The following is a 21,288-nucleotide window of genomic DNA, read 5'->3' as shown; positions in this document are numbered from 1 at the left end:
CTAGAAACGCCATCGTACGGATGTGGAATTCCCGGGCCGCGCAGGCGTGCGCGAGGTCACCCGACGCGCTTGCTCACCACGAGGTCAGCATTGTTCCCCACGCCGCAGTCCGGTCCGGCCACCGCCACCCAGCGAGCGTCGTCGGCGGTACGCGTCACCACGATCAGCGCGGGGGAGCCGGCGTACCGGGCGTAGTCGACGCCGACCACCGTGCCGGGCACCTGCTGGGTGACCCAGGTCAGGCAGCGGCTCAGGTCGGCCTCGGTGAGCAGCCGGGACAGCGCGTCCGGCACCGGCGACGCGAAGGAGGAGAACGGGTCGGGCGCGCCCGACGCCGACTTCTCCGGGCTGGTCTCGCTCGCCCGCAGCGTGTTGGCGTTGCCGAAGTCGGTCGCCAGCACCAACGTGGTCTCGGAATAGTCGCGGCCGGTGGCGAACCGGGCGGCGGACGCGGCTTCAGCATCCGGTGCGGACATGGGGGCGTTGGCGCTGCCGCCACTGTCGGTGGCCGCGTCGGTCAGCGGCCGCAAGGCCGAGATGCCGATCCCCAACGCGGCGAGGATGACGAGGCCGACCAGCACCGGCGCCCAGCGGCGGCGGCGAGAGGCCGCCCGCCCGGCCGGGCGGTTGTCCGCCGGACGGTTGTCGACCGGCCGGGTCGGGCCGTTCGGATCAGGTGCCCCGATCGGCGGCTCGGCCAGCAGCGTCGCCTCCAACCGGCCCCAGACGTCGTCCGGCATCATCTCCGACTCGCCGCCGAGCGCGCGTAGCCGACCCTGGACGTCATCGGTGGCGGCGACGAGGTCGGCGTGCGCGGCGGCCCACGTGATATCGGTCCGGATCCGCTCGCTGACCTGGTCGGCCTCCGGGGTGCCGTCGAGCGCCCCGCCGACGTAATCGGCGAGCAGATCGAGGTCGGGCTGGTTGATGGGGCTCATGCCGACCGACCTCCCGCCTGATCTAGCCCTGCCCGTGATATGCCTGAGACGTCGCCGTGACCAGGTGGGTTCCCGCCGTTACGTAGGTCACTCAGCATCGTCGCGAGCCGGGCTCTGCCACGTGAGCAGCGGCTCTTCACGGTACCTTCGGCGACGCCCAAGATCGTGGCGACTTCCGCGACCGGATACCCCTGGACGTCGACCAGGATCAGGGCGGCTCGCTGCTCCTCGGGGAGCTGGGCCAGCGCCTGGCGTACGACGAGGTGGGTGTCGTGGTCGATCACCGGGGAGGCGGGCTCGGGGCGGCGTCGGCCCTCGTCCTCCGTCGACTCGCCGGGCAACGGGACGGTCGGCCGGGCCTGCCGGCGGCGTACTCGGTCGAGGCACGAGTTCACGACGATGCGGTGCAGCCAGGTGGTCACCGCCGCCTCGCCTCGATAGCCGTCGGCCGACCGGTACGCCTTGAGCAGCGCGTCCTGGAGCGCGTCGGCGGCTTCCTCCCGGTCGTGCAGCGTACGCACGGCGACGGCCCACAGCCGGTCCCGGTGCCGCCGGACGAGTTCGGCGAAAGCCTCGCGATCTCCGGCGACGTGCGCGGCCAGCAGATCCTCGTCCGACAGCGGAAGCATCACTTCACCCGGACCGTGATCTCCTGAACGCCGATCTGGTACCGGTTGGAGCCGTCTTCCGGGTCGCGGGGGATCCCGCTGATCCACAGCACGAGGTAGCGGACCTGGGCGGCGTCCTCGGTGCTGAACACCATGTTGGTGCCGTTGAACTCGTCGAGCGCCCCGCCGATCTGCGTGAACGAGGTCAGCGCGCCCTGGTCGGGGACCGTGTTGCCGCCGAGCAGCTTCACGGAGGCGCCGTTGTCGGACAGCACGACGGTGACGTCGGCGACCGCCTTGGCCGCGCCGAGGTCGATGACCAGCCCCATGCCGGGCTTGATCCCGCCGGGGCCGAAGTTCTGGTTGTAGTGGTCGGTCTTCCAGCCGGTGCTCTTCTTGCCGTCGACCGCGTTGCCGAGCCCGGCGGTCTCGTCCTTGCCGCCGTAGGGGTCGAACAGGCCGATCTGCGATCCGGTCAGGGTGTAGACCACCGGGTCCACCACCGGCGTGGCGGCGGAGGAGGGACCGGCGCTCGTCGTCGGGCCACCACTGCCAGGCTCGTCCTTGCTGGTCAGCGCCTTGGCGCTCAGGGTCAGCCCGACGACGGCCAGCACGACCGCCGCGGCGACGCCGTACATGAGTTTGCGGGGCGCCTGCCGGGGCGGCTCGGGCAGCGAATCGCTGAACCGCAGCGGGCCGTAGCCGCGCTCCTCGGGGCCGACGTCGAGCCGGCCGAGCTCGGCGGCCAGCACATCGGCGCTCGGGAGCGTCACCTTCGGATCGAGCAGGTCGTAGACCAGGTCGTCGATGTGCGTCGGAATCCCCGCGCGCACCTGACGAGGAGCGGCCAGGACGCCGTATTCGTCGCGGACCGCGTCCGGCAGGGCGGTCGGCCCCGCCTCCTTCTGCGGCCACTGCTCGGTCAGCGCGTAGTAGAGCAGGCCGCCGATGGCCCGGACGTCGCCGTCGTTGGTGGCCGAACCGGCGCGGGCGTCGGTCAGCACCACTCGGCCGTCGTCGGCCATGAGCACCGTGCCGGGGTGGATGTTGCCGTGCGCCATGCCGCTGGCGTGCAACGCCGACGCGGCGTCGGCGACAGCGTGGCTGATGCCGATCGCGCGATCGGCGTCGAGCGCGCCGTCGGCCTCGACCATCTGCCGCAGCGAGACGCCCTCGATCCACTCCCGGACGACGTAGGCCCGGTCGACCTCGTCGATCGCGTCGTAGACGCCGATGAGGTTCGGATGCACGACCCGGCTCGCCGTCACGGCGGCCGCCAGCATCTCCTGAGCGGCGTCGCCGCCCGGCGCGCGCAGCACGACCGCGATCGGGCGCAGCAGCATGATGTCGACGCCACGCCAGACTTGCCGGCCCGCGGCGTCGTTGTTGATGTGCTCTTCGAGGCGGTAGCGCTCGGCCAGGACCTCGCCTACGGCGGCCGCCCGCACGACGGCGGGCGGACTGTCCGAGTCGGCGTCGGCATCCGCTTCCGCCTGACCGAACTCCTGGCGGCTCGCGCCAGCGCTCCCCGGCGTGGCTTCCGCAGGCGGCTGGTCTGCTGGGCGGCGTTCCCGCTCCGCCACCGGCTGACCTTCGTCGACCTGGGTCACCCCGTCCTCCCTCGGTGCTGGGCCATCTGCGGACTGGCGGTCTCGCTCATCTCGTAGCCTAAGCGCTCTCGGCGCACACTGGGTGCGACCTTACCGGTCTGAAACAAACTCGCGACACCTTGCGGTCCTCCGGCGGGTGGATCAAGCCGAAGATGTCGTATTTGGACCTACAAAGCCCCTAGATCCGGAAAACTTGGATGAAGCCGGATGGAAGGGGGCAGCGTGAACGCTGAGCAGGTGGCGGCAGTCAGATCCGGGTACGCCTTCGACGGCCCGGCGTTGGACCTCGGCGCGCTCGTGGTGGACGGCTCCGTGGACGCGTCCGCCCCGATTCGCGTACCGCTGGCCCTGCTGAACCGGCATGGTCTGGTCGCCGGGGCGACGGGCACCGGCAAGACGAAGACGCTTCAGGTCATGGCTGAACAGCTGAGTGCGGCCGGCGTACCGGTGTTTCTGGCCGACATCAAGGGCGACGTCAGCGGAATGGCGGTCGCGGGCGAGACCAACGACAAGATCACCGCTCGGATGCGGGAGATGGGCCAGGAGTGGACGCCGACGGCGTACCCGGCCGAGTTCTTCACGCTCGGCGGGCGGGGCGCGGGAACGCCCATCCGGGCGACGGTGACGAGCTTCGGGCCGATCCTGCTCAGCAAGGTGCTCGGGCTGACCGACGTCCAGTCGTCCTCGCTCAACCTGGTCTTCCACTACGCCGACAAGAAAGGTCTGCCCCTGCTGGATCTGAAGGATCTCCGGTCGGTGATCCAGTTCCTCGGCTCCGACGAGGGCGCGGAGGAGCTGAAGAGCCTGGGTGGGCTGGCGAAGCAGACCGCGGGCGTCCTCCTGCGGGAGCTGATCGCCTTCTCGGACGCGGGCGCGGAGGACTTCTTCGGCGAGCCCGAGTTCGCCAGCGCGGACCTGCTCCGGACCACTCCGGACGGCAAGGGCGTGGTGTCCATCCTCGAGCTGCCCGGGGTCGTCCAGCAGCCCGCGCTCTTCTCCTCCTTCCTGATGTGGCTGCTCGCCGACCTGTTCCAGGATCTGCCCGAGGTGGGCGACCCGGACAAGCCCAAGCTCTGCTTCTTCTTCGACGAGGCGCACCTGCTCTTCAAGGACGCGTCCAAGGCGTTCCTGGAGTCGATCACCCAGACCGTCCGGCTCATCCGGTCCAAGGGCGTGGGCGTCTACTTCGTCACCCAGACCCCGAAGGACGTGCATCCCGACGTGCTGGCGCAGCTCGGCAACCGGGTACAGCACGCACTGCGGGCGTACACGCCGGACGACGCGAAGGCGCTCAAGGCGACCGCCTCGACCTTCCCCAAGTCGGCGTACGACCTGGAAGCAGTGCTCACCCAGCTCGGCACCGGCGAGGCGATCGTCACCGTGCTCGGGGAGAAAGGCGCCCCGACGCCGGTCGCCTGGACCCGCCTCCGAGCGCCGCAGTCGTTGATGGCGGCGGCTCCGGCCACCCTGCTGGAGGAGAGCACGAAGAACTCTCCGCTCTACTCGAAGTACGCCGAACCTGTGGATCGGGAATCGGCGTACGAGTTGCTGCTGTCCCGGCTGAATCCACAGGTCACCACGCCTGAGGAAGGCAGTTATCCACAGGGTGGTCCACAGGCTGAGGCGCCGAAGCCGGCCAAGGCGACGAAGTCGGCTAAGGAGGAGCCGGGCATGGTGGAGCAGGTGCTGAAGTCCCGGACGACCCAGAACTTGATCAAGGGCGCTGCCGCGGCGGCGGGGGCCGCCATCGTCCGCTCCATCTTCGGGACGGCTCGCCGAGCCAAGAAGTGAGCAGTGCTCTTGACGCCTAGCGGCGGATCAGCTTTCGGCGTACCCGCTGGAGGAGGTCGAAGACCTCGTCGATCTCGCGGATCCGCAGCGCCTTCGCGGCCGCGAGGTAGGCCACGACGATCAGCCCGCCGCCCAGGATGAGCTGGACCCAGGCGCTGTCGACACCCACCGACCGCAGCCCGAGCGTGGAGCCCCAGCCGACGAGACCGGCCGCGATCATGGCGGCCGCCACCCGCGCGAGGACCATCGCCGTGCCGCCGAGGCCCAGCGGACCGATCCGGTTGCGCAACTGCCAGGCGCTGAGCCCGATCGCGAGCAGGTAGGAGATGCCGTTGCCGAGCATCACGCCGCCGGCCGCGAGCGAACCGAACAGGACCACCTGGACGATGATGCGCAGCAGCACGACCGGGATGTTCAGGACCGCGGGCGTCTTCGTGTCGGGCAGCGCGTAGAAGGCGAACGTGAAGAGCTGGCTGAGCGAGAACGGGATCAGCGAGATGCCGGCCATGACCAGCACCGCCGCGCCGTCGTTCGCGTTCTCGGCGGTGAAGGCGCCGCGGACGAACAACGCGGTCATCGTGGGCCCGGCGAGGAAGACGAAGACCACCGCGATCGGCGCGAGCACCGCCGACGTGGTGCGGACGCCCTTGGCGAGGTCCTCGACGACGTCGCCGAAGCGACCGGCGGCCGACGCGGCGGACATGCGAGGCATCAGTGCGGTGACGATCGAGACGGCGACGATCCCGTGCGCCATCATCATCAGCAGGAAGACATTGTTGTAGATCAGCAGGCTGTTGCCGCTGAGCAGGCGGAGCAGGACCAGTACGCCGACCTGGCTGACCGCGACGTAGCAGAACATCCAGCCGCCGAGGTGGCCCAGGCGCCGCAGCCCGAGGGCACGGAAGTCGAACCGTGCGCGCCAGCGGAAGCCGGCCCGGCGCAGCGCCGGGAGCAGGCCGGCCGTCTGGAGGATGATGCCGAGCAGCGTGCCGCCACCGAGCAGGACGACCATCCCCGGACTGACGTCGCCGGCCTGCCGGGCCACCGCCCCGAAGAATGCGATGAACAGCGCACACGTCGTGATCACGACGACGTTGTTCAGGATCGGCGTCCACATCGGCGGGCCGAAGCTGCCGCGAGTGTTCAGGTACGCCGCCAGGATGGCCGAGACCCCGAAGAAGAAGATCGCCGGCAGCGTGAAGTAGGACAGCGCGGTGACGAGTTCCCGGTAGTCCTGGCCGGTGTCGGAGGTGGTGAAGACGAAGGTGAGGATCGGTGCGCACAACGTCGCGATGAGGGCCGCGCCGCCGAGCACCATGACCGCCAAGGTGAGCAGCCGCTGGGCGTACGCCTCTCCCCCGTCGGGGTCGCGATCGCGCGCCCGGACGAGCACCGGCACGACGACGCTGGACAGGACGCCGCCGATGAGGAACTCGTAGACCATGCCGGGGAAGAACTGCGCCGCCGTGTACGCGTCGCCGAGTCCAAGTGCGGCACCACCGAGCGCCGCCGCGATCATCGCCGTACGCAGGAAGCCCGTGCCCCGGCTGACCAGCGAGCCGATCGCCATCAGGGCGGAGTTGCCCGCGGCGGTGTTGCCCTCCGGCGGCTTCGGGGCCTCCGTCGTCCTGGTGGGGGCGGCGGGCGGCGGCTGGTTCCGGGTGGGACGGATCTGCGGCACGATCATCGTCCGCTCGGCGGCGGCTTCGGTCTCCCCGGCCGGGGACGGATCGCTGATCCGGGGCAGCAACACGGTCGAATCCGGATCGATCCGGGGAAACGTCCCCGTCTCGTCCCAGGGGAACCAGTCGTGCTCGGGATCTCTGCTCACCGCGCCACCCTAACGGCTCGCGCGACACTCCGCTTTCGCGCCGCCCCTGCGCCGCTCTGGGGTGATCATTGCGCCGGTCAGGCTGTTTCACGAGACGAAATGTCCGGCGTAACACCCTGGCTGGCGCGATGATCAAAAGCTATCCGGGGCGCGAGCGCACCGCACCCGCCCGGTAGGCTGGCTGACCGATGTCGAACACGAACGACCTGACCACCGCCCAGCGCGAAGCCGTGCACGCGCTGATGGCGCGTTTTCCCGTGGCCGACGAACTGGGCCGCCGGTTCGCCCAGGCCGGGCACGACATCCACCTCGTCGGCGGCTCCGTCCGCGACGCGCTGCTGGGCCGCCTCGGCGACGATCTCGACTTCTGCACCGACGCGCATCCGGACGAGACGCTGCGCATCGTCAAGGGCTGGGCCGAGGCCACCTGGGAGACCGGGCGGGAGTTCGGCACGATCGGGGCGTTCCGCGACGGGCTGCGCCTGGAGATCACGACCTACCGGGCGGAGTCCTACGACGGCGTCAGCCGCAACCCGGCGGTGCAGTACGGCACCTCGCTCTCCGATGATCTGAGTCGTCGCGACTTCAGCATCAACGCGATGGCCGTCAGCCTGCACGATCACCGGTTCACCGATCTCTACGGCGGACTACGGGATCTGCACGAGCGGATGATCCGGACGCCCAAGGCCCCCGAGCAGAGCTTCGGCGACGATCCGCTGCGGATGCTGCGCGCCGCCCGATTCGCCGCCCAACTCCGCTTCGTCGTCGACGAGCCGGTCATCCGCGCGATGTCTGACATGTCGGGGCAGCTCACCCGGATCACGGCGGAACGCGTACGGGAAGAGTTCAGCAAGCTCCTGCTCGGCGAGGACCCCGTGACCGGGCTGCGGCTGCTGGTCGAGACCGGGCTGGCGGAGATCTTCCTGCCGGAGCTGACCGAGCTGAAGATGGAGATCGACGAACACGCCCAGCACAAGGACGTCTACGAGCACACCCTGACGGTGGTGCAGAACGCGGTGAACCTCGACACCGCCGACGGCGGGCCCGACCTGGTGCTGCGCCTGGCCGCGCTGCTGCACGACATCGGCAAGCCGGCGACCAAGGCGGTCGGCTCCGACGGCCGGGTCAGCTTCCACCATCACGAGCTGGTCGGCGCGCGGATGGCCAAGCACCGGCTCAAGCTGCTCAAGTACCCCAAGGACGTGATCAGCCCGGTGGTCGGCCTGATCACGCTGCACCTGCGCTTCTATGGCTACGGCCGCGGCGAGTGGACCGACTCGGCCGTCCGCCGCTACGTCCACGACGCCAGCGAGCTGCTCGCCCGCCTCCACAAGCTCACCCGGTCGGACTGCACGACCCGGAACCGGCGCAAGGCCGCGCAACTCGCCGCCGACTACGACGCGCTCGAAGAGCGCATCGCCCGGATCGCGGCCGAGGAGGATCTGGCCAAGGTCCGGCCCGACCTCGACGGCAACGCGATCATGGAGCTGCTCGGGCTGCCGCCGGGCCCGCTGGTGGGCAGGGCCTGGAAGCATCTCAAAGAGGTACGCCTGGAGCGGGGCCCGCTCAGCCAGGACGAGGCCGAGCACGAACTGCGCGCGTGGGCCGAGGACAACCTCTAGGCCGACTCCGCCTTCTCGGACGGGACCGGCTCGGCTGGCCGCCGCCGCAGTAGGCCGCCGTACCACACGGCGAGCAGGGCGTACCCGATCGCGATGCCGATGAGGGCGCCCGCCGAGCGTCCGTTCGGCGGGAGGGTCAGTGCCGCGAGGAACAGCCCGAGCACCATGACCCCGTTGAAGACGGTGTCGTTCAGGCTGAAGATGCGGCCTCGATAGTCGTCCTCGCACTCGTGCTGCAACGTCGCGTCCACGATGATCTTCATGCTCTGCGACGCGATGTTCATCAGCGCGGCCGCCACCAGCAGCAGCGGGGCGATGAAGGGCAGTCCGAGGGCGACGATCGCGACCGCGATCCCGGCGAGCAGCAGGGTGATCCAGCGTTGGGGGCCGAATCGACGGCTCGCGGCTGGGGTGATCACGGCGGCGATGCCGGCGCCGGCCGCGCCCGCGATGACGACCTGACCGAGCGACCACAGCGACTGCGTCGTGTGGTTCGCGGTGCCGTGGCCGAAGTAGCGGCTGTAGAGCAGCAGCACGGCCAGGGTGAGGTAGCCGTAGAGGAACCGGTGCCCGCCGGTCAGCAACATCACGCGGGCGGCGGGCGGCCGGTCGGCGAGGTGCCGCAGACCGCGGATCATTCCCCGGGCGACGTCGACGACGGCGGTCCAAACCCCGATGGTCGGCCGTTCGTCGTCTTCCGGGCCGAGCGTGCCCGGCCGGAACGAGACGTACGTGAGCACGCCGGCCGCGAGGTAGCCGAGCGCGGCGAAAGCGGCGATCCCGGCGTACCCGTGCTGGGTGGTGTGCACCACCGAGGTGGCGACCAGCGCCGCCGACGTGAACAGCCCGATCGAGTAGCAGATCGTGCCGGCGGTCGAGGCCAGCGCGTTCGCCGTGACCAGCCGGGAGTCCTCGACCACCTTCGGCAGCGACGCGGACAGCCCGGCCAGGAAGAAGCGGTTGATCGCGATCACGAGCAAAGCGGCCAGGCCGAAGCTGGGCCCTTGGTCGCCGATCCAGATCAGGGCCACCGCCGGAACGACCAGCACCGCTCGGCTCAGGTTCGCCAGCGCCAGCGCGATCCGGCGGTCCCAGCGGTCCAGGAACACTCCGATGAACGGTCCCAGCAGCGAGTACGGCAGCAGCAGCATGGCGAAGCCCGAGGCCACCGCCAAGGCGCTGGACTGCTTCGACGGATTGAACAGCAGCGAACCGGCCAGCCCGGCCTGGAACCAGCCGTCGGAGAGCTGACTGAGCAGCCGGACGGTGAGCAGCCGGCGGAACTCCCGAGCGCCGAGGATGGCCCGCAGATAGTGGCCGTCGACCTTGCGCTCCAGGTCAGCGGCGACGGCGGACGAGGTGGTCGGCGGTGGCACGCGACCAGCGTATGTGAAAGAACGGCGAATCGTGACCTGCAGCACGAGCTGTTCACCCGCTCGCCGGGCGGCAGAATCGGACTATTCGACCGGCGGGGCTCAGACTTTTCCGGCGGCAGGCTCGGACGGTCTCCCCTGGTCGGCACGGACCTCTTCGACCAGGCCGGCTCAGGCTATTCGACCAGCCAGGCTCGGACTATTCGACCAGCCAGGCGATGGCTCGGATGGCGCCGATCCCGGCTAGGACGACGACGATGCCGAGGGCGATCGCGGTGAACAGACATGGGCCCAGCGAGCCGCGGGTCTTCGCCGGGGCGCGGTAGGAGCCCACCCAGATCTCCGGCGGCCCGGAGTGCTCGGCCTCGGCGAGCAACTCGCTCAGGCGCTGCTGAATCGGCTCGGCCAACGTCGCCGGGTCGCCGGTCCACCGCAGGAGGCGTACGCGGGACCAGGGGTTGGTGTGGACTCGGGCGAACGCGGCGAGTTCGTCGGGGCGTACCTCGTCGGTCAGGAAACCCCAGCGGCCGGCTTCGGCGAGGTTGCCGGTCTGCCGATAGACGGAGCAGAGCAGCCGGTAGATCTCCAGATCGTCCGGATGTGAGGCGACGAGCGTCCGTAACCGCTGCGTGGCCGGGTAGGTATGACCAGCGGCAAGGTCCCGCTTGACCCGGGCGAGGACATCGGCTTTTGCCACTCACACATGATCTGGGTTGACGACTGTGGATGCTAGGCGCGAATGTAACGAAACCGCAACACAGCTCTCAGAAGATCTGAAGGATGGTCACAGCGCCTAGGACGGCCAGTGCCATGACGACCCCGGCTCCGGCGATGAGCGCGGCGACGGTCAGGAACCGATGCCGGTGCGGTGGCTCCACGATGGAAGCTGGGAACTCCTCGGCGGCCGCCTCGGTCAGCTCGACGAGCCGCCGCCGGGCGTGCTCGGTCGGGGCCAGGTCGGCCGTTCCGTGCCAGCGAAGCGCGGCCAGCCGGCGCGGCGCGGACGGGAACGCCCGCTCGAACGCGGCGGTCTCGGCCGGCTCAGCGGTCGGATTGAGGTAGTCCCAGCGACCGGCTTCGACGGCGTTGCCGGTCATCCGGTGCACGGCGGCGAGGCGATGACGCAGGTCCAGGTCATGCGGGTACGCGTTGACCAGGCTGCTCAGCCTCTGGATGGCGGGCTGGGTGTGACCGCGGGCGAGATCCACCGCGACCTTGTCCAGCACGGGTGCCTTAGGCATAAGCCCACTGTGACAGGAACCCGACGATCCGGTAAAGGCCTTCTTGCCGGGTTCCCTGCTGCGTGACTAATTGATGACTCTCAGTGGAAGTTGACGTTGTACAGGCGGGCCTTGTAGAACTCGGCGCCATAGGACAGTGAGCGCGTGAACGACTTCGCCCCGGCGGCGTCGAAGAACTGGACGCTGGGGCTGACCCAGTTCCGGGTGTCCCCGTGGTAGGTCGAGCCGGTGGCCTGCACCCAGAAACCCTCGCCCGAACTGTGTTGCGAGTAGGACTTCACCGAGTTGTCGGCGTACGCCTGAGTCACCGCGTACGTCGTCTTGTCGATCGTCATGACCTTGCTGCCGTCCGTCGCGAGCAGCCGGTTGCTGTCGGAGTAGCTGGCGTCGAGGCTGTGCCCGAGGTGCGCGCCGATCGAGATGGAGCGCGACAGCGACAGGCGGGTGGCCCGATAGGTGCCCGACACCGTGTAGATCCGCGCGTAGTCCTGGCCGATCGCCCACAGCTTGCCGGCGACGTCGTCCCACCAGACGCCGTGCGCGCCGGCGAAGGAGATCGTCTGGACCAGCGCCAGCGTGCTCGGGTCGCTGATGGCGGTGGGGCCGTAGAGATAGAGGTATCCGCCGGAGGAGGCCACCACGATCGCGCCGATGTTGGGGATGCGCTCGATGGCGTGCGGGTTGTTACCCGGCGTCGCCGACCAGAGCACGTCGTTGAGTTCCTGCGCGGCCTCGGTGGTCTTGTCGACGATGCCGACCCTGCCGCCGGACGCCGTGACGAGGGCGACCTCGCCGAACGCCGCGGTGTTGCGGAACTTCACGTCCGAGAGGTTCGACCAGCCGTTCGCCGTACCCGGGCTGAAGCTCCATTTCAGCGTCGACGTGCTCCACGCCGAACTGGACGGGTAGATCTGGATCTGATTGTGGTACTGCTCGCAGACGGCCACGTCATAAGCGGCGTACGCCTGGGCCGGTGACTCGCCGAGCAGCGCCGCGGCCGGAGCGGCCGCGGCCGCAGCGGCGGCGGCTTTGAAAATCGTCCTTCTACGCAAAGCATCCTCCCCAGAAAATCCTGAATGGACCTTGCCGGGGAGGATGCTATCCCGTCGATCTGTTCGGCGGGGTGGTTCAGCGCTCGACCTCGCCACGGATGAAGGACTCGACGGCCTCGTGCGCGTCGTGGTCGTTGTACTGCACCGGCGGCGACTTCATGAAGTAGCTCGACGCCGACAGGATCGGGCCGCCGATCTTGCGGTCGAGGGCGATCTTCGCCGCGCGTACCGCGTCGATGATGACGCCGGCCGAGTTCGGCGAGTCCCACACCTCGAGCTTGAGCTCGGCGTTCAGCGGAACGTCGCCGAAGGCGCGACCCTCGAGCCGGATGTAGGCCCACTTGCGGTCCGACAGCCACGGCACGTGGTCCGACGGTCCGATGTGTACATCGCCCTTGTTGATCTCGTGCGGGATCTGGGACGTGACCGACTGCGTCTTCGAGATCTTCTTCGAGACCAGGCGGGTGCGCTCCAGCATGTTCATGAAGTCCATGTTCCCGCCGAAGTTCAGCTGGTAGGTCCGCAGCAGCTCGACGCCGCGGTCCTCGAACAGCTTCGCCAGCGCGCGGTGCACGATGGTCGCACCGACCTGGGACTTGATGTCGTCGCCGACGATCGGCAGACCGGCGTCCTCGAACTTCTTCGCCCACACCGGGTCGGAAGCGATGAAGACCGGCAGCGCGTTCACGAAGGCGCAACCGGCGTCGATCGCCGCCTGCGCGTAGAACTTGTCGGCGACCTCCGAACCGACCGGCAGGTAGGAGACCACGACGTCGACCTTGGCCGCCCGCAGCGCCTCGGCCACGTCGACCGGCGTCTCGTCGGACTCCTGCACGATCTCCTGGTAGTACTGGCCCAGCCCGTCGTGCGTCGGACCGCGCTGGACGGTCACGCCCGTCGGCGGCACGTCGCAGAGCTTGATCGTGTTGTTCTCGCTGGCCACGATGGCCGCGGCGAGATCCTGGCCGACCTTCTTCGCATCGACGTCGAACGCCGCGACGAACTCGACGTCACGAACGTGGTATCCCCCGAAATCGACATGCATAAGACCCGGTACGCGCTCGCTGGGGTCGGCGTTGCGGTAGTACTCGACGCCCTGAACCAGGGACGAGGCGCAGTTGCCGACGCCGACGATGGCTACGCGGACGGAACCCATCTGGGTGCCTCCTTCTTGTTCACATCCGCCTCGGCGTCTGGCCAGGCGGTTCTTCTTCGTGGCCCGGTTGGACCGCGGAAGTCTGGGGATCGGTCGCGCTCTGGGCGCGCTGCGACGGCGGCCGGCCGGACCGCTCGTTGGCGATCAGCTCCTCCAGCCAGCGCACCTCGCGCTCGGCCGCGTCGAGGCCGTGCCGTTGCAGTTCCAGCGTGTACGCGTCGACGCGCTCCGCGGCACGGGCGAGCACGTCGCGCAGTCCTTCGCGGCGTTCCTCGACCTTGCGCCGGCGGCCTTCGAGGATGCGCAGCCGGATCTCCGCGTCGGTCCGGGCGAAGAAGGCGAAGTGCACCCCGAAACCGGGATCGTCGAAGGTCTCCGGGCCGGTCTGGGCGAGCAGTTCCTGGAAGCGCTCCTTGCCCTCGGCTGTGATCTTGTACACGACCCGGCCGCGCCGGCTGGTCAGCGGCGGGACCGCTTCATCGTCGGCCGAACTCTCCCCCGCCTCGGCGATCCAGCCGCTGGCCTGCAGCCGCCGGAGAGTCGGGTAGAGCGAGCCGTAGCTGATGGCGGCCCGCATCGGGCCGATCTTGAGAGCAAGCTGTTTCCGCAGCTCATAGCCGTGCATGGGGGCCTCGTGGAGGATGCCGAGGATGGCCAGGTCGAGCACGCTTGCCCTCCTTCCCCGCTGCGTTCGGCGCCGATGTATCGGCCCGATACATCCGTAGGTTAGAACGCGAAGATACCCCGAGGCAATCCTCGAGAACCGGTGGGCTCGCTTACTGTGGCGGAAAGATCACGCGGGCCGTCGCCTGGTCACTTACCGTCACGGATGTCGCGGGCGTCCGGTGGAGCCGTTACCCTTCTGAAGCATGCGGACGCAACGGCAGGTAGTTGACTATGCGTTACAGCGCCGTGCGCTGTTACGTGAGGTCTATGCCGGCCACGTGGGGACCTATGAGGTCTGCGACGCCTCGTCCTATTTGAAGACCGCGGCTCGTTATCACGGTGAGGCGACCGAGCAGCTGTGCCCCATCTGCCGGCGCGAGTTCCTCACGCAAGTCCACTACATCTACGGTGACGAGTTGAAGCAGTCGGCCGGGCAGGCCCGCTCCCGGGCCGAGCTGGCGAAACTGGCGACTTCTTTACGGGAATTCCAGGTCTACGTGGTAGAGGTGTGCCGCGGGTGTTCCTGGAACCACCTTGTGGAACAGTTCCTGCTGGGTACCGCGGGTGCGCCCGCGCCCGAAGACGTGACAACGGGGTCTCTCCCGGCCTCCCCCGGCCGGGCAGCCACGGCGTGAGCCGACCGGTTGAAGCCCCCGCCGCCGTGCCACTCCCGGGTGGTCCGGCGATCCGACCAGGCGGAACCCCCGCCGTGACCGGAACGGTGTGACAGATGAGTTCGTACGGCGACCCCAACGCCGGATGGCCCGGCGACGCCGGCGACGGCCGGCCCGCAGGCTCCGGCAACGCCGGACGCGGCCGAGCACAAGTCAACAGTGATGGCTACGGCTATCAGTACGACGACGACCCCGCTCGTCGAGGTGGGCAGCCCTCCCCCTCGGGCCGTCGTGAGGAGTGGCCGGACAACGGCCCCGGCTACGGCCGGGCGGCCGGATCGGCCTCGGTGGGGTCCGCCTCGGTTCCCGGTGCCGCCGGATCTGCCTCCGTTCCCGGCTCGGCCGGACGGGCCTCGGTCGGCCGGGCCGGCGTACCGGGGTCTTCGGGGCGCGCCAGCGTTCCCGGCGCACCGGTGTCGCCCGCCGGGCGGGCGAGCGTACGCGCTCGGGGATATGAGGAAGGACCAGGTGGCGGCGACGGCCGCGGCCCGGGTGGTCCGCGCGGTCCCCGGGATCGTGGCGGCGACGGCGGCTCGGGTGGGCGGCCGAAGCGGCAGGTATCCGCCGACAAGGCGAAGAAGGCGAAGCGGACCAAGATCCTGATCGCGTCGTTCGCGGCTTTCCTCATCGTCTTCGGGGTCGGCGCCATCGGCGGCACCTATTACTTCGACAGCGTCGCCGAGCTGACGCCGGACAACTTCAAGAGCGCGCAGACCACCATGATCATGGCGGGCGACAACAAGACGCAGCTCGCTCAGCTCGGTTCCGAGAACCGCATCATGGTGCCGATCCTCACCGTCCCGGAGAAGACCCGGTTGGCCATGATCGCCGGTGAGGACAAGGACTTCTTCGAGCACCACGGCATCTCCTACTCCGGCATCATGCGAGCCGCATGGAAGACGCTGACCACCGACGAGACGCAGGGTGGTTCGACGATCACCCAGCAGTACATCAAGATCGCCACCGATCAGGCCCAGATCTCGTACGCCCGGAAGCTGCGTGAGGCGGTCCTCGCCCGCAAGCTGGAGGACAAGTACGACAAGAACACGATCATGGGCTTCTACCTGAACACCATCGACTTCGGCCGGGGCGCCGTCGGGGTGGAGAAGGCGGCGCAGGCGTACTTCGGCAAGAGCGCCAAGGACCTGACGTTCTCGCAGGCGGCCGTCCTGGGTTCGGTCATCCGTGACCCATACGACGACGGCGGCAAGCTGAGCATCTACGACCCCGAGGCGCACCCGGACACGGCCAAGGGCCGCTGGGGCTACGTGCTCGACAACATGAAGGAAAAGGGCTGGATCACCGCGGAGGAGCGCGCCTCGGCGCAGTTCCCCGAGGTCATCAAGTACTCGACGGTGACGACTTCGGCCGAGTGGGGCATCAAGACCGCCGAGGGCACCAACGTCGGCAAGGCCACCGGCAACGTCGTGAACTACGTGTACGAGGAGCTCAAGGAGCAGGGCATCGAGCCCAAGGAGCTGCGTACCGGCGGTTACAAGGTCTACACCACGATCGACCCCACTGCGCAGAAGGAATTGGAGGAGGCGTCCCGGCCGGACATCAAGGGCTCCGAGCTCTACGGCCGCAAGATCGTCACCGATCCTAAGAAGAAACAGGATCTGGAGTCGGCCGGCGTCGTCATCGACCACACCTCCGGCGCCGTGATCGCGTACTACGGCGGCCTCGACGGCACCGCGATCGACCTGGCCGGCGTGAACACCCAAGGTGGCGCGCTGGTCGGCGGGCACCCGCCGGGCTCCTCGATGAAGATCTACACGCTGGCCGCGGCGCTGGACGCGGGCGCGTCCTTGCAGTCGCGCTGGAAGGCGATGCCGTTCACGACCGACGACAAGATCAAGGTCGGCAACGCCGGCGCCGCCAACACCAGCTGCAAGGACTACTGCACGCTTGAGTACAGCTTCATGAAGTCGTACAACGTGCCGTTCTACTGGGTCGCCCGGCAGATCGGCCCCGGCAAGGTCGTGAAGATGGCGAGCCAGGCCGGTGTCCGCTACATGTGGAACAACGACAACATCGAGAGCCTGTCCGCCAAGGGCGTCCAGACCGACACGTCGCGTACGCCGTTCGACCGTCAGGTCGGCTTCGGCCAGTACGGCATCACGGTGCTCGATCACGCGACCGGCGTGGCGACGCTGGCCAACGGCGGTGTCTACAACAAGCCGTACTTCGTGACGAAGGTCGAGAAGAAGGACCCCGTCACCGGCAAGTACGAGATCGTGAAGGGCGTCGGGCACAAGGCCGATCCGAAGCCGGTCATCAAGCGACAGGTCGCCAACGACGTCACGTACGCGATGCAGAAGGTCTTCACCGACCACGGCTGGTCGATGAGCGGCCGTGAGGTCGCCGCGAAGACCGGTACCTGGGAAGGCGCCACGGTCGACAAGAACGGCAAGGCCGTGCCGAGCGACAAGAACGCGCACGCCTGGGTCGTCGGCTTCACCAAGCAGTTCTCGGTGGCGATCTGGACCGGCAACGCCGCCGGGGCTTACCCGGTGATCGACCCGAAGACGAAGAGCACGATCACCTCCGGTTCGACGCCGTATCGGATCTGGTCGGAGTTCATCAAGGACTTCAACGACTCGAAGAACTTCAAGAAGGAAAAGCTCGCCGACGCCTCGCACATCGGCGACGACGAGGTCGGTTTCGCCAACGGCGTCTCGCCGTCGCCGACTCAGCCGACGCTGCCGGGCCAGGGCGGCGACTGCATTCCGCTGGTGACCTGCCCGACCCAGACGACCGACCCGGGCAACGGCGGCGGCAACCAGTCCAAGTCCCCGACACCGACGCCGACGACGAGTCGCAGCCCTCGCAACTGATGAGTGAAGGACGGTAGCCGTGCAGGCTGAGGTGGGTCAGGATCAGGACGACCGCGATCGTCCGGCGTCCCCGCGCATCGACGCGCCGTCGCGTTCTGACGGCTTCGTCGGCGGTCTCGCCGAACTCATCGGCGGGCGGCTGGGCGAACACGCCCCGGTCGCCCGGCGGTCGGTCAAGTTCGTCTCGTTGATCGTGCTGGCGCTGACCTGCCTCACGCTCGCGCTGCATTTCGTCCAGAAGTCCCCGTGCCGAGACGGCGCGTGGACGGATAACAAGCAGTACACCAACTTCTGCTACACCGACGTCCTCGCGCTCTACTACGCCGAAGGGCTGAGCGACGGACAGGTCCCCTACATCGATCACGCCGTCGAGTACCCGGTGCTCACCGGCGTGATGATGGGGGTCATCGGGCTGCCCGTGCACGCGTACGGGCAGACCCACCCGGACTTCAACCAGGGCCAGGCGTTCTACGACATCACCGCCCTGGTGCTGTTCCTGTTCGCGCTCGGCACCGCCGCGATGATGCTCGCGATCCGACGAACAAGACCGTGGGATGTCGCGATGTTCGCGCTGTCCCCAGCCTTGCTCGTGACAGCCTCGGTGAACTGGGACTTCCTGGCCATCGTCCTCGCCGTCGGCGGCGTGTACGCCTGGAGCCGCAAATGGCCCGGCTATTGGGCGCCGGCGTTGACCGGCGTCCTGCTCGGCCTCGGCACCGCCGCGAAGTTGTGGCCGGGCTTCCTGTTCGTCGGGTTGCTCGCGATCGCCCTGCGGACCTGGCGGTGGGTGCCGTTCCTCGTGGCGGCGGGGACGGCGGCCGTCACCTGGCTAGCCGTCAACGTGCCGGTGATGGTGCTGAACTTCGACAATTGGCGCCGGTTCATCGACCTCAACAACGAGCGCGGCGTGGACTGGGGCGTGCTCTATTACATCGGCCGGTACGTCGACGCGAAGTTCTGGAGTGGCGGCGAGGGCGACTCGGGGCTGTTCCAGTGGCTATCCCGGGATGAGAATCGCAGTCTGCTGAACGGGATCAGCCTGGCGCTCTTCGCGGTCGCCTGCCTGGGGATCATCTACCTGGCGATGCGGGCGCCGGTGCCGCCACGGCTGACTCAACTGGCCTTCCTCACCGTCGCCGCCTTCCTGCTGTTCAACAAGGTCTGGTCGCAGCAGTTCACGCTGTGGCTGCTGCCCCTGGCGATCCTGGCCCGACCGCGCTGGGGTGCCTTCCTCGTCTGGCAATTGGCGGAAGTGGCGTACTTCCTGTCGTTCTACGGCGAGCTGCTGGGGGCGTCCGGTAAGTCCGTGATGCCGGAAGGTGTGTTCATTTTCGCCTCGATCGCCCGCTGGGTGACCGTCGCCGTGCTGTGTGGCCTGGTCATCCGGGACATCCGGAACCCACGGCTGGACGTCGTCCGGCAGTCCGATCCACTGGCGGTCTGAGCCCAGACCTGCGTTATCGCCGCCGAACGCTTACCTTGTTGGGCATGAGTTCGTACGGTGACTACCCCTCCGGCGAGGGCCCGGCCACGGTCAGCGACGAGGCACACCACCCTCAGGGCGGACCCGGGCAAGGCCGGCACCGCCAAGGGCGCGTCGACGATGACGAATACGTGCGCGGTATGCGGGATCGATATACCGCTTCCACGCCACCACCGCCGTCGGGGCGCGCCCGGGTGCCACTCCGGGAAGGAGCGCCCGCCGAGCCGCGACCGGAGCGTCCGGTCGCGCCCGCGCGCCGGCCGCTCCCCGGGCTCGATTTCCTCCGACGGCTGGGCAAGAGCCGCAAGCGCAAGGCGCTGACGATCGCGTTCGCAGCGTTCATCATGTTGTTCGGCAGCACCACCATCGTCGTCACGTACTTCGTCGACAACGTGGCGATGCTGGACCCGAAGAACCTGCCGAACGCTCAGGTCACCAAGATCTTCGCCGACGACGGCAAGACGCAGCTGGCCCAGCTCGGCACCGAGAACCGCGAGGCCATCCCGATGGGCATCCTCCCCGATCAGGTCAAGCACGCCCTGATCGCGGGTGAGGACAAGGACTTCTACAACCACCACGGGGTGTCCATCAGCGGCATCGTGCGGGCCGCCTGGAACAACGTCACCGGCGGCGACACCCAGGGCGCGTCGACGATCACGCAGCAGTACGTGAAGATCGCGACGCAGGACGTCGAGATGTCGATCTTCCGTAAGGCTCGCGAGGCGGTCCTCGCCCGCAAGCTGGAAGACGAGTACGACAAGGAGACGATCCTCGGGTTCTACCTGAACAACGTCTACTTCGGACGCGGGGCGATCGGCGTACAGGTGGCTGCCCGGACGTACTTCAACAAGAACGCCAAAGACCTGACGGTCGCAGAGGCGGCCGTGCTCGGCGCGGTCGTCCGGCAGCCGGAGGAGACGGCGACCTTCGCCGGATACGACCCGCAGCTGAATCCGTCGGCCGCGCAGGACCGGTGGGCGTACGTGCTGAACAACATGAAGGACGCGGACTGGCTGAGCGACACCGATCGGGCCGCGCAGCAGTACCCCAAGACGGTCCTGCCGATCCGAAAGGACGCCGGCAACGCGCAGTGGGGCCTCAAAGGCGTCGGCCAGACCGGGCTGGTCACCGGCAACGTCGTGAACTACATCTCGGAAGAGCTGAAGGCCGCGCCCTACAACATCACCGATCTGAAGACGGGCGGCTACCGGATCACCACCACGATCGACTCCAAGGCGCAGGCGGCTGCCGAGAGTGCGGCGCGGCGCGGAGCGCCCGGGTCGCTCATGACCGGTCAGAAGGCCAACGTGATGGCGGCGATCGTGGCCATCGAGCCGAAGACCGGCCGAGTGCTGGCGTACTACGGCGGCGACGACGCGACCGGCCACGACTACGCCGGCAAGAACTTCGAGAACGGCCAGCTCACGGGCGGCCACCCGGCCGGTTCGTCGTTCAAGATGTACACCTTGGCGGCCGCGCTCAAGGACGGCTACTCGCTCGACTCGCACTTCGACCCGGCCGCCTTCAAGGACGGCGACTTCGAGATCGAGAACGCCGGCCGGGACGTCGACGAGTCCTGCGGTAACTACTGCACCCTCGAATGGGCCACGGTGCACTCGTACAACGTGCCGTTCTACAAGGTCACCAAGCTGATGGGCGTGGACAAGGTCGTCGCGATGGCCAAGTCGGCCGGCATCACCACCATGTGGAACACCGGCGACGGCAAGGCGTACGACCTGACCAGCAAGACCTTCAAGCAGACCGACAACGCGCCGTTCTACTACCACGCCGGGTTCGGGCAATACCCGATCACAGTGATCGACCACGCCAGCGGCGTCGCGACCTTCGCCAACCGCGGCCTGTACAACAAGCCGCACTTCGTCCTGAAGGTCGAGCGGCCGATCGCGGGCACCGACAAGTTCACCCCGGTCAACGGCGAGAAGCTCAGCCCGAAGCAGACGATCGACCAGGGCATCGCCGACGACGTGAACTACGTCCTGCAGAAGATCCCGGGCGCGGGCGGGCACACGCTCAGCGGCAGCCGCCCGGTCACCGGCAAGACCGGCACGTGGCAGTGCCAGCAGACCAAGCACAACTGCCATGCCTGGTTCGTCGGCTCGACCAAGCAGATCGCGGCGGCCGTCTGGGTCGGCAACGTCGGCAAGGAACAGGCGGTCTACGAGAAGACCGGCAAGGACGTCAGCGGCGCGGGACTGCCCGGGAACATCTGGGAGAAGTTCATGAACGCCGCCAGCAAGGGAATGAGCGAGCAGCGCTTCGCCGACAAGGCCGGCGTGGGCGACCCGACCAAGCAGGAGCCCGGCTTGCGGGAACCGCGCAAGTGCAAGTGGATCTTCTTCTGCCCGTCGACCGAACCCACTCGTCGCGGTCGCGGTTGAGACTCGG

The 21,288-nt window shown here is 68.4% G+C and carries 16 protein-coding genes; 6 read left to right on the top strand and 10 right to left on the bottom strand.

Annotation, left to right across the window (positions count from 1 at the left end):
- Positions 1 to 56: 56 nt before the first annotated feature.
- Genes HDA40_RS22765 through HDA40_RS22755 form a run of 3 tightly spaced genes read right to left on the bottom strand, consistent with a single transcriptional unit; the run spans position 57 to position 3,156 of the window.
- The gene (locus tag HDA40_RS22765; RefSeq protein ID WP_253759164.1) at positions 57 to 938 is read right to left on the bottom strand and encodes an RsmA family anti-sigma factor; all 882 of its coding nucleotides are present in this window, start codon (positions 936 to 938) and stop codon (positions 57 to 59) included.
- The gene (gene sigM, locus HDA40_RS22760; protein WP_308197744.1) at positions 935 to 1,567 is read right to left on the bottom strand and encodes an RNA polymerase sigma factor SigM; all 633 of its coding nucleotides are present in this window, start codon (positions 1,565 to 1,567) and stop codon (positions 935 to 937) included. The genes HDA40_RS22765 and sigM overlap by 4 nt, the downstream gene beginning before the upstream one ends.
- A complete protein-coding gene (locus tag HDA40_RS22755) occupies positions 1,567 to 3,156 on the bottom strand; it encodes a protein kinase family protein (RefSeq protein WP_253759161.1) in 1,590 nt (529 codons plus the stop codon). Before HDA40_RS22755 ends, sigM begins: the two co-directional genes overlap by 1 nt.
- Before the next feature lie 222 nt (positions 3,157 to 3,378).
- Here HDA40_RS22755 and HDA40_RS22750 point away from each other — a divergent pair, with 222 nt between their 5' ends.
- Positions 3,379 to 4,947 carry a helicase HerA-like domain-containing protein gene (locus HDA40_RS22750; protein ID WP_253759159.1) on the top strand — a complete coding sequence of 523 codons (1,569 nt, stop codon included), beginning with the start codon at positions 3,379 to 3,381 and terminating at the stop codon, positions 4,945 to 4,947.
- Positions 4,948 to 4,963: 16 nt separating this feature from the next.
- On the opposite strand, the gene murJ is transcribed toward HDA40_RS22750, so the two are convergent.
- Positions 4,964 to 6,778, bottom strand: coding sequence for a murein biosynthesis integral membrane protein MurJ (murJ, locus tag HDA40_RS22745; RefSeq protein WP_253759157.1), 1,815 nt, complete (start codon positions 6,776 to 6,778; stop codon positions 4,964 to 4,966).
- Between the two features lie 188 nt (positions 6,779 to 6,966).
- On the opposite strand from murJ, the gene HDA40_RS22740 reads away from it, so the two are divergent.
- Positions 6,967 to 8,400: a CCA tRNA nucleotidyltransferase gene (locus HDA40_RS22740; RefSeq protein ID WP_253759155.1), complete on the top strand. Its 1,434-nt coding sequence runs from the start codon at positions 6,967 to 6,969 to the stop codon at positions 8,398 to 8,400.
- Here the strand turns inward: HDA40_RS22740 and HDA40_RS22735 are convergent.
- The 6 genes from HDA40_RS22735 to HDA40_RS22710 form a co-directional block, all read right to left on the bottom strand.
- Entirely contained in the window at positions 8,397 to 9,776 is a 1,380-nt protein-coding gene (locus HDA40_RS22735) for an MFS transporter (protein WP_253759153.1), read from the bottom strand. The genes HDA40_RS22740 and HDA40_RS22735 overlap by 4 nt on opposite strands.
- Positions 9,777 to 9,972: 196 nt before the next feature.
- The gene (locus HDA40_RS22730) at positions 9,973 to 10,470 is read right to left on the bottom strand and encodes a DUF6584 family protein (protein ID WP_253759151.1); all 498 of its coding nucleotides are present in this window, start codon (positions 10,468 to 10,470) and stop codon (positions 9,973 to 9,975) included.
- Positions 10,471 to 10,537: 67 nt separating this feature from the next.
- Positions 10,538 to 11,014 carry a DUF6584 family protein gene (locus HDA40_RS22725; protein WP_253759149.1) on the bottom strand — a complete coding sequence of 159 codons (477 nt, stop codon included), beginning with the start codon at positions 11,012 to 11,014 and terminating at the stop codon, positions 10,538 to 10,540.
- Between the two features lie 80 nt (positions 11,015 to 11,094).
- On the bottom strand, positions 11,095 to 12,066 hold the full coding sequence (locus HDA40_RS22720) for a hypothetical protein (protein WP_253759147.1): 972 nt from the start codon (positions 12,064 to 12,066) through the stop codon (positions 11,095 to 11,097).
- 76 nt (positions 12,067 to 12,142) lie between these two features.
- Entirely contained in the window at positions 12,143 to 13,222 is a 1,080-nt protein-coding gene (locus HDA40_RS22715) for an inositol-3-phosphate synthase (RefSeq protein ID WP_253759144.1), read from the bottom strand.
- Between the two features lie 19 nt (positions 13,223 to 13,241).
- Positions 13,242 to 13,889 (bottom strand): PadR family transcriptional regulator, encoded by a 648-nt coding sequence (locus tag HDA40_RS22710; RefSeq protein WP_308197743.1) that lies wholly within the window; start codon positions 13,887 to 13,889, stop codon positions 13,242 to 13,244.
- A 202-nt stretch (positions 13,890 to 14,091) separates the two neighbouring features.
- Between HDA40_RS22710 and HDA40_RS22705 the strand changes: the two genes are divergently transcribed.
- From HDA40_RS22705 to HDA40_RS22690, 4 genes are all read left to right on the top strand, one after another.
- On the top strand, positions 14,092 to 14,523 hold the full coding sequence (locus HDA40_RS22705; RefSeq protein ID WP_253759142.1) for a DUF5318 family protein: 432 nt from the start codon (positions 14,092 to 14,094) through the stop codon (positions 14,521 to 14,523).
- 95 nt (positions 14,524 to 14,618) lie between these two features.
- The gene (locus HDA40_RS22700) at positions 14,619 to 17,399 is read left to right on the top strand and encodes a transglycosylase domain-containing protein (RefSeq protein WP_253759140.1); all 2,781 of its coding nucleotides are present in this window, start codon (positions 14,619 to 14,621) and stop codon (positions 17,397 to 17,399) included.
- Positions 17,400 to 17,418: 19 nt separating this feature from the next.
- A complete protein-coding gene (locus HDA40_RS22695; protein WP_253759138.1) occupies positions 17,419 to 18,843 on the top strand; it encodes a glycosyltransferase family 87 protein in 1,425 nt (474 codons plus the stop codon).
- A 44-nt stretch (positions 18,844 to 18,887) separates the two neighbouring features.
- Positions 18,888 to 21,281 (top strand): transglycosylase domain-containing protein, encoded by a 2,394-nt coding sequence (locus HDA40_RS22690; protein ID WP_253759136.1) that lies wholly within the window; start codon positions 18,888 to 18,890, stop codon positions 21,279 to 21,281.
- The last annotated feature ends 7 nt before the right edge of the window (positions 21,282 to 21,288 follow it).

It is taken from the genome of Hamadaea flava, from assembly GCF_024172085.1.
GTDB classification, from domain to species: Bacteria; Actinomycetota; Actinomycetes; order Mycobacteriales; family Micromonosporaceae; genus Hamadaea; species Hamadaea flava.
This window is presented reverse-complemented; position numbering and strand designations above follow the sequence as displayed.

What these genes read in the sequence shown, in the direction of transcription:
- HDA40_RS22765 (WP_253759164.1), bottom strand. Translation starts at nt 938, where the DNA reads ATGAGCCCCATCAACCAGCCCGACCTCGATCTGCTCGCCGATTACGTC.
- sigM (WP_308197744.1), bottom strand. Translation starts at nt 1,567, where the DNA reads ATGCTTCCGCTGTCGGACGAGGATCTGCTGGCCGCGCACGTCGCCGGA.
- HDA40_RS22740 (WP_253759155.1), top strand. Translation starts at nt 6,967, where the DNA reads ATGTCGAACACGAACGACCTGACCACCGCCCAGCGCGAAGCCGTGCAC.
- HDA40_RS22725 (WP_253759149.1), bottom strand. Translation starts at nt 11,014, where the DNA reads ATGCCTAAGGCACCCGTGCTGGACAAGGTCGCGGTGGATCTCGCCCGC.
- HDA40_RS22715 (WP_253759144.1), bottom strand. Translation starts at nt 13,222, where the DNA reads ATGGGTTCCGTCCGCGTAGCCATCGTCGGCGTCGGCAACTGCGCCTCG.
- HDA40_RS22705 (WP_253759142.1), top strand. Translation starts at nt 14,092, where the DNA reads ATGCGGACGCAACGGCAGGTAGTTGACTATGCGTTACAGCGCCGTGCG.
- HDA40_RS22700 (WP_253759140.1), top strand. Translation starts at nt 14,619, where the DNA reads ATGAGTTCGTACGGCGACCCCAACGCCGGATGGCCCGGCGACGCCGGC.
- HDA40_RS22690 (WP_253759136.1), top strand. Translation starts at nt 18,888, where the DNA reads ATGAGTTCGTACGGTGACTACCCCTCCGGCGAGGGCCCGGCCACGGTC.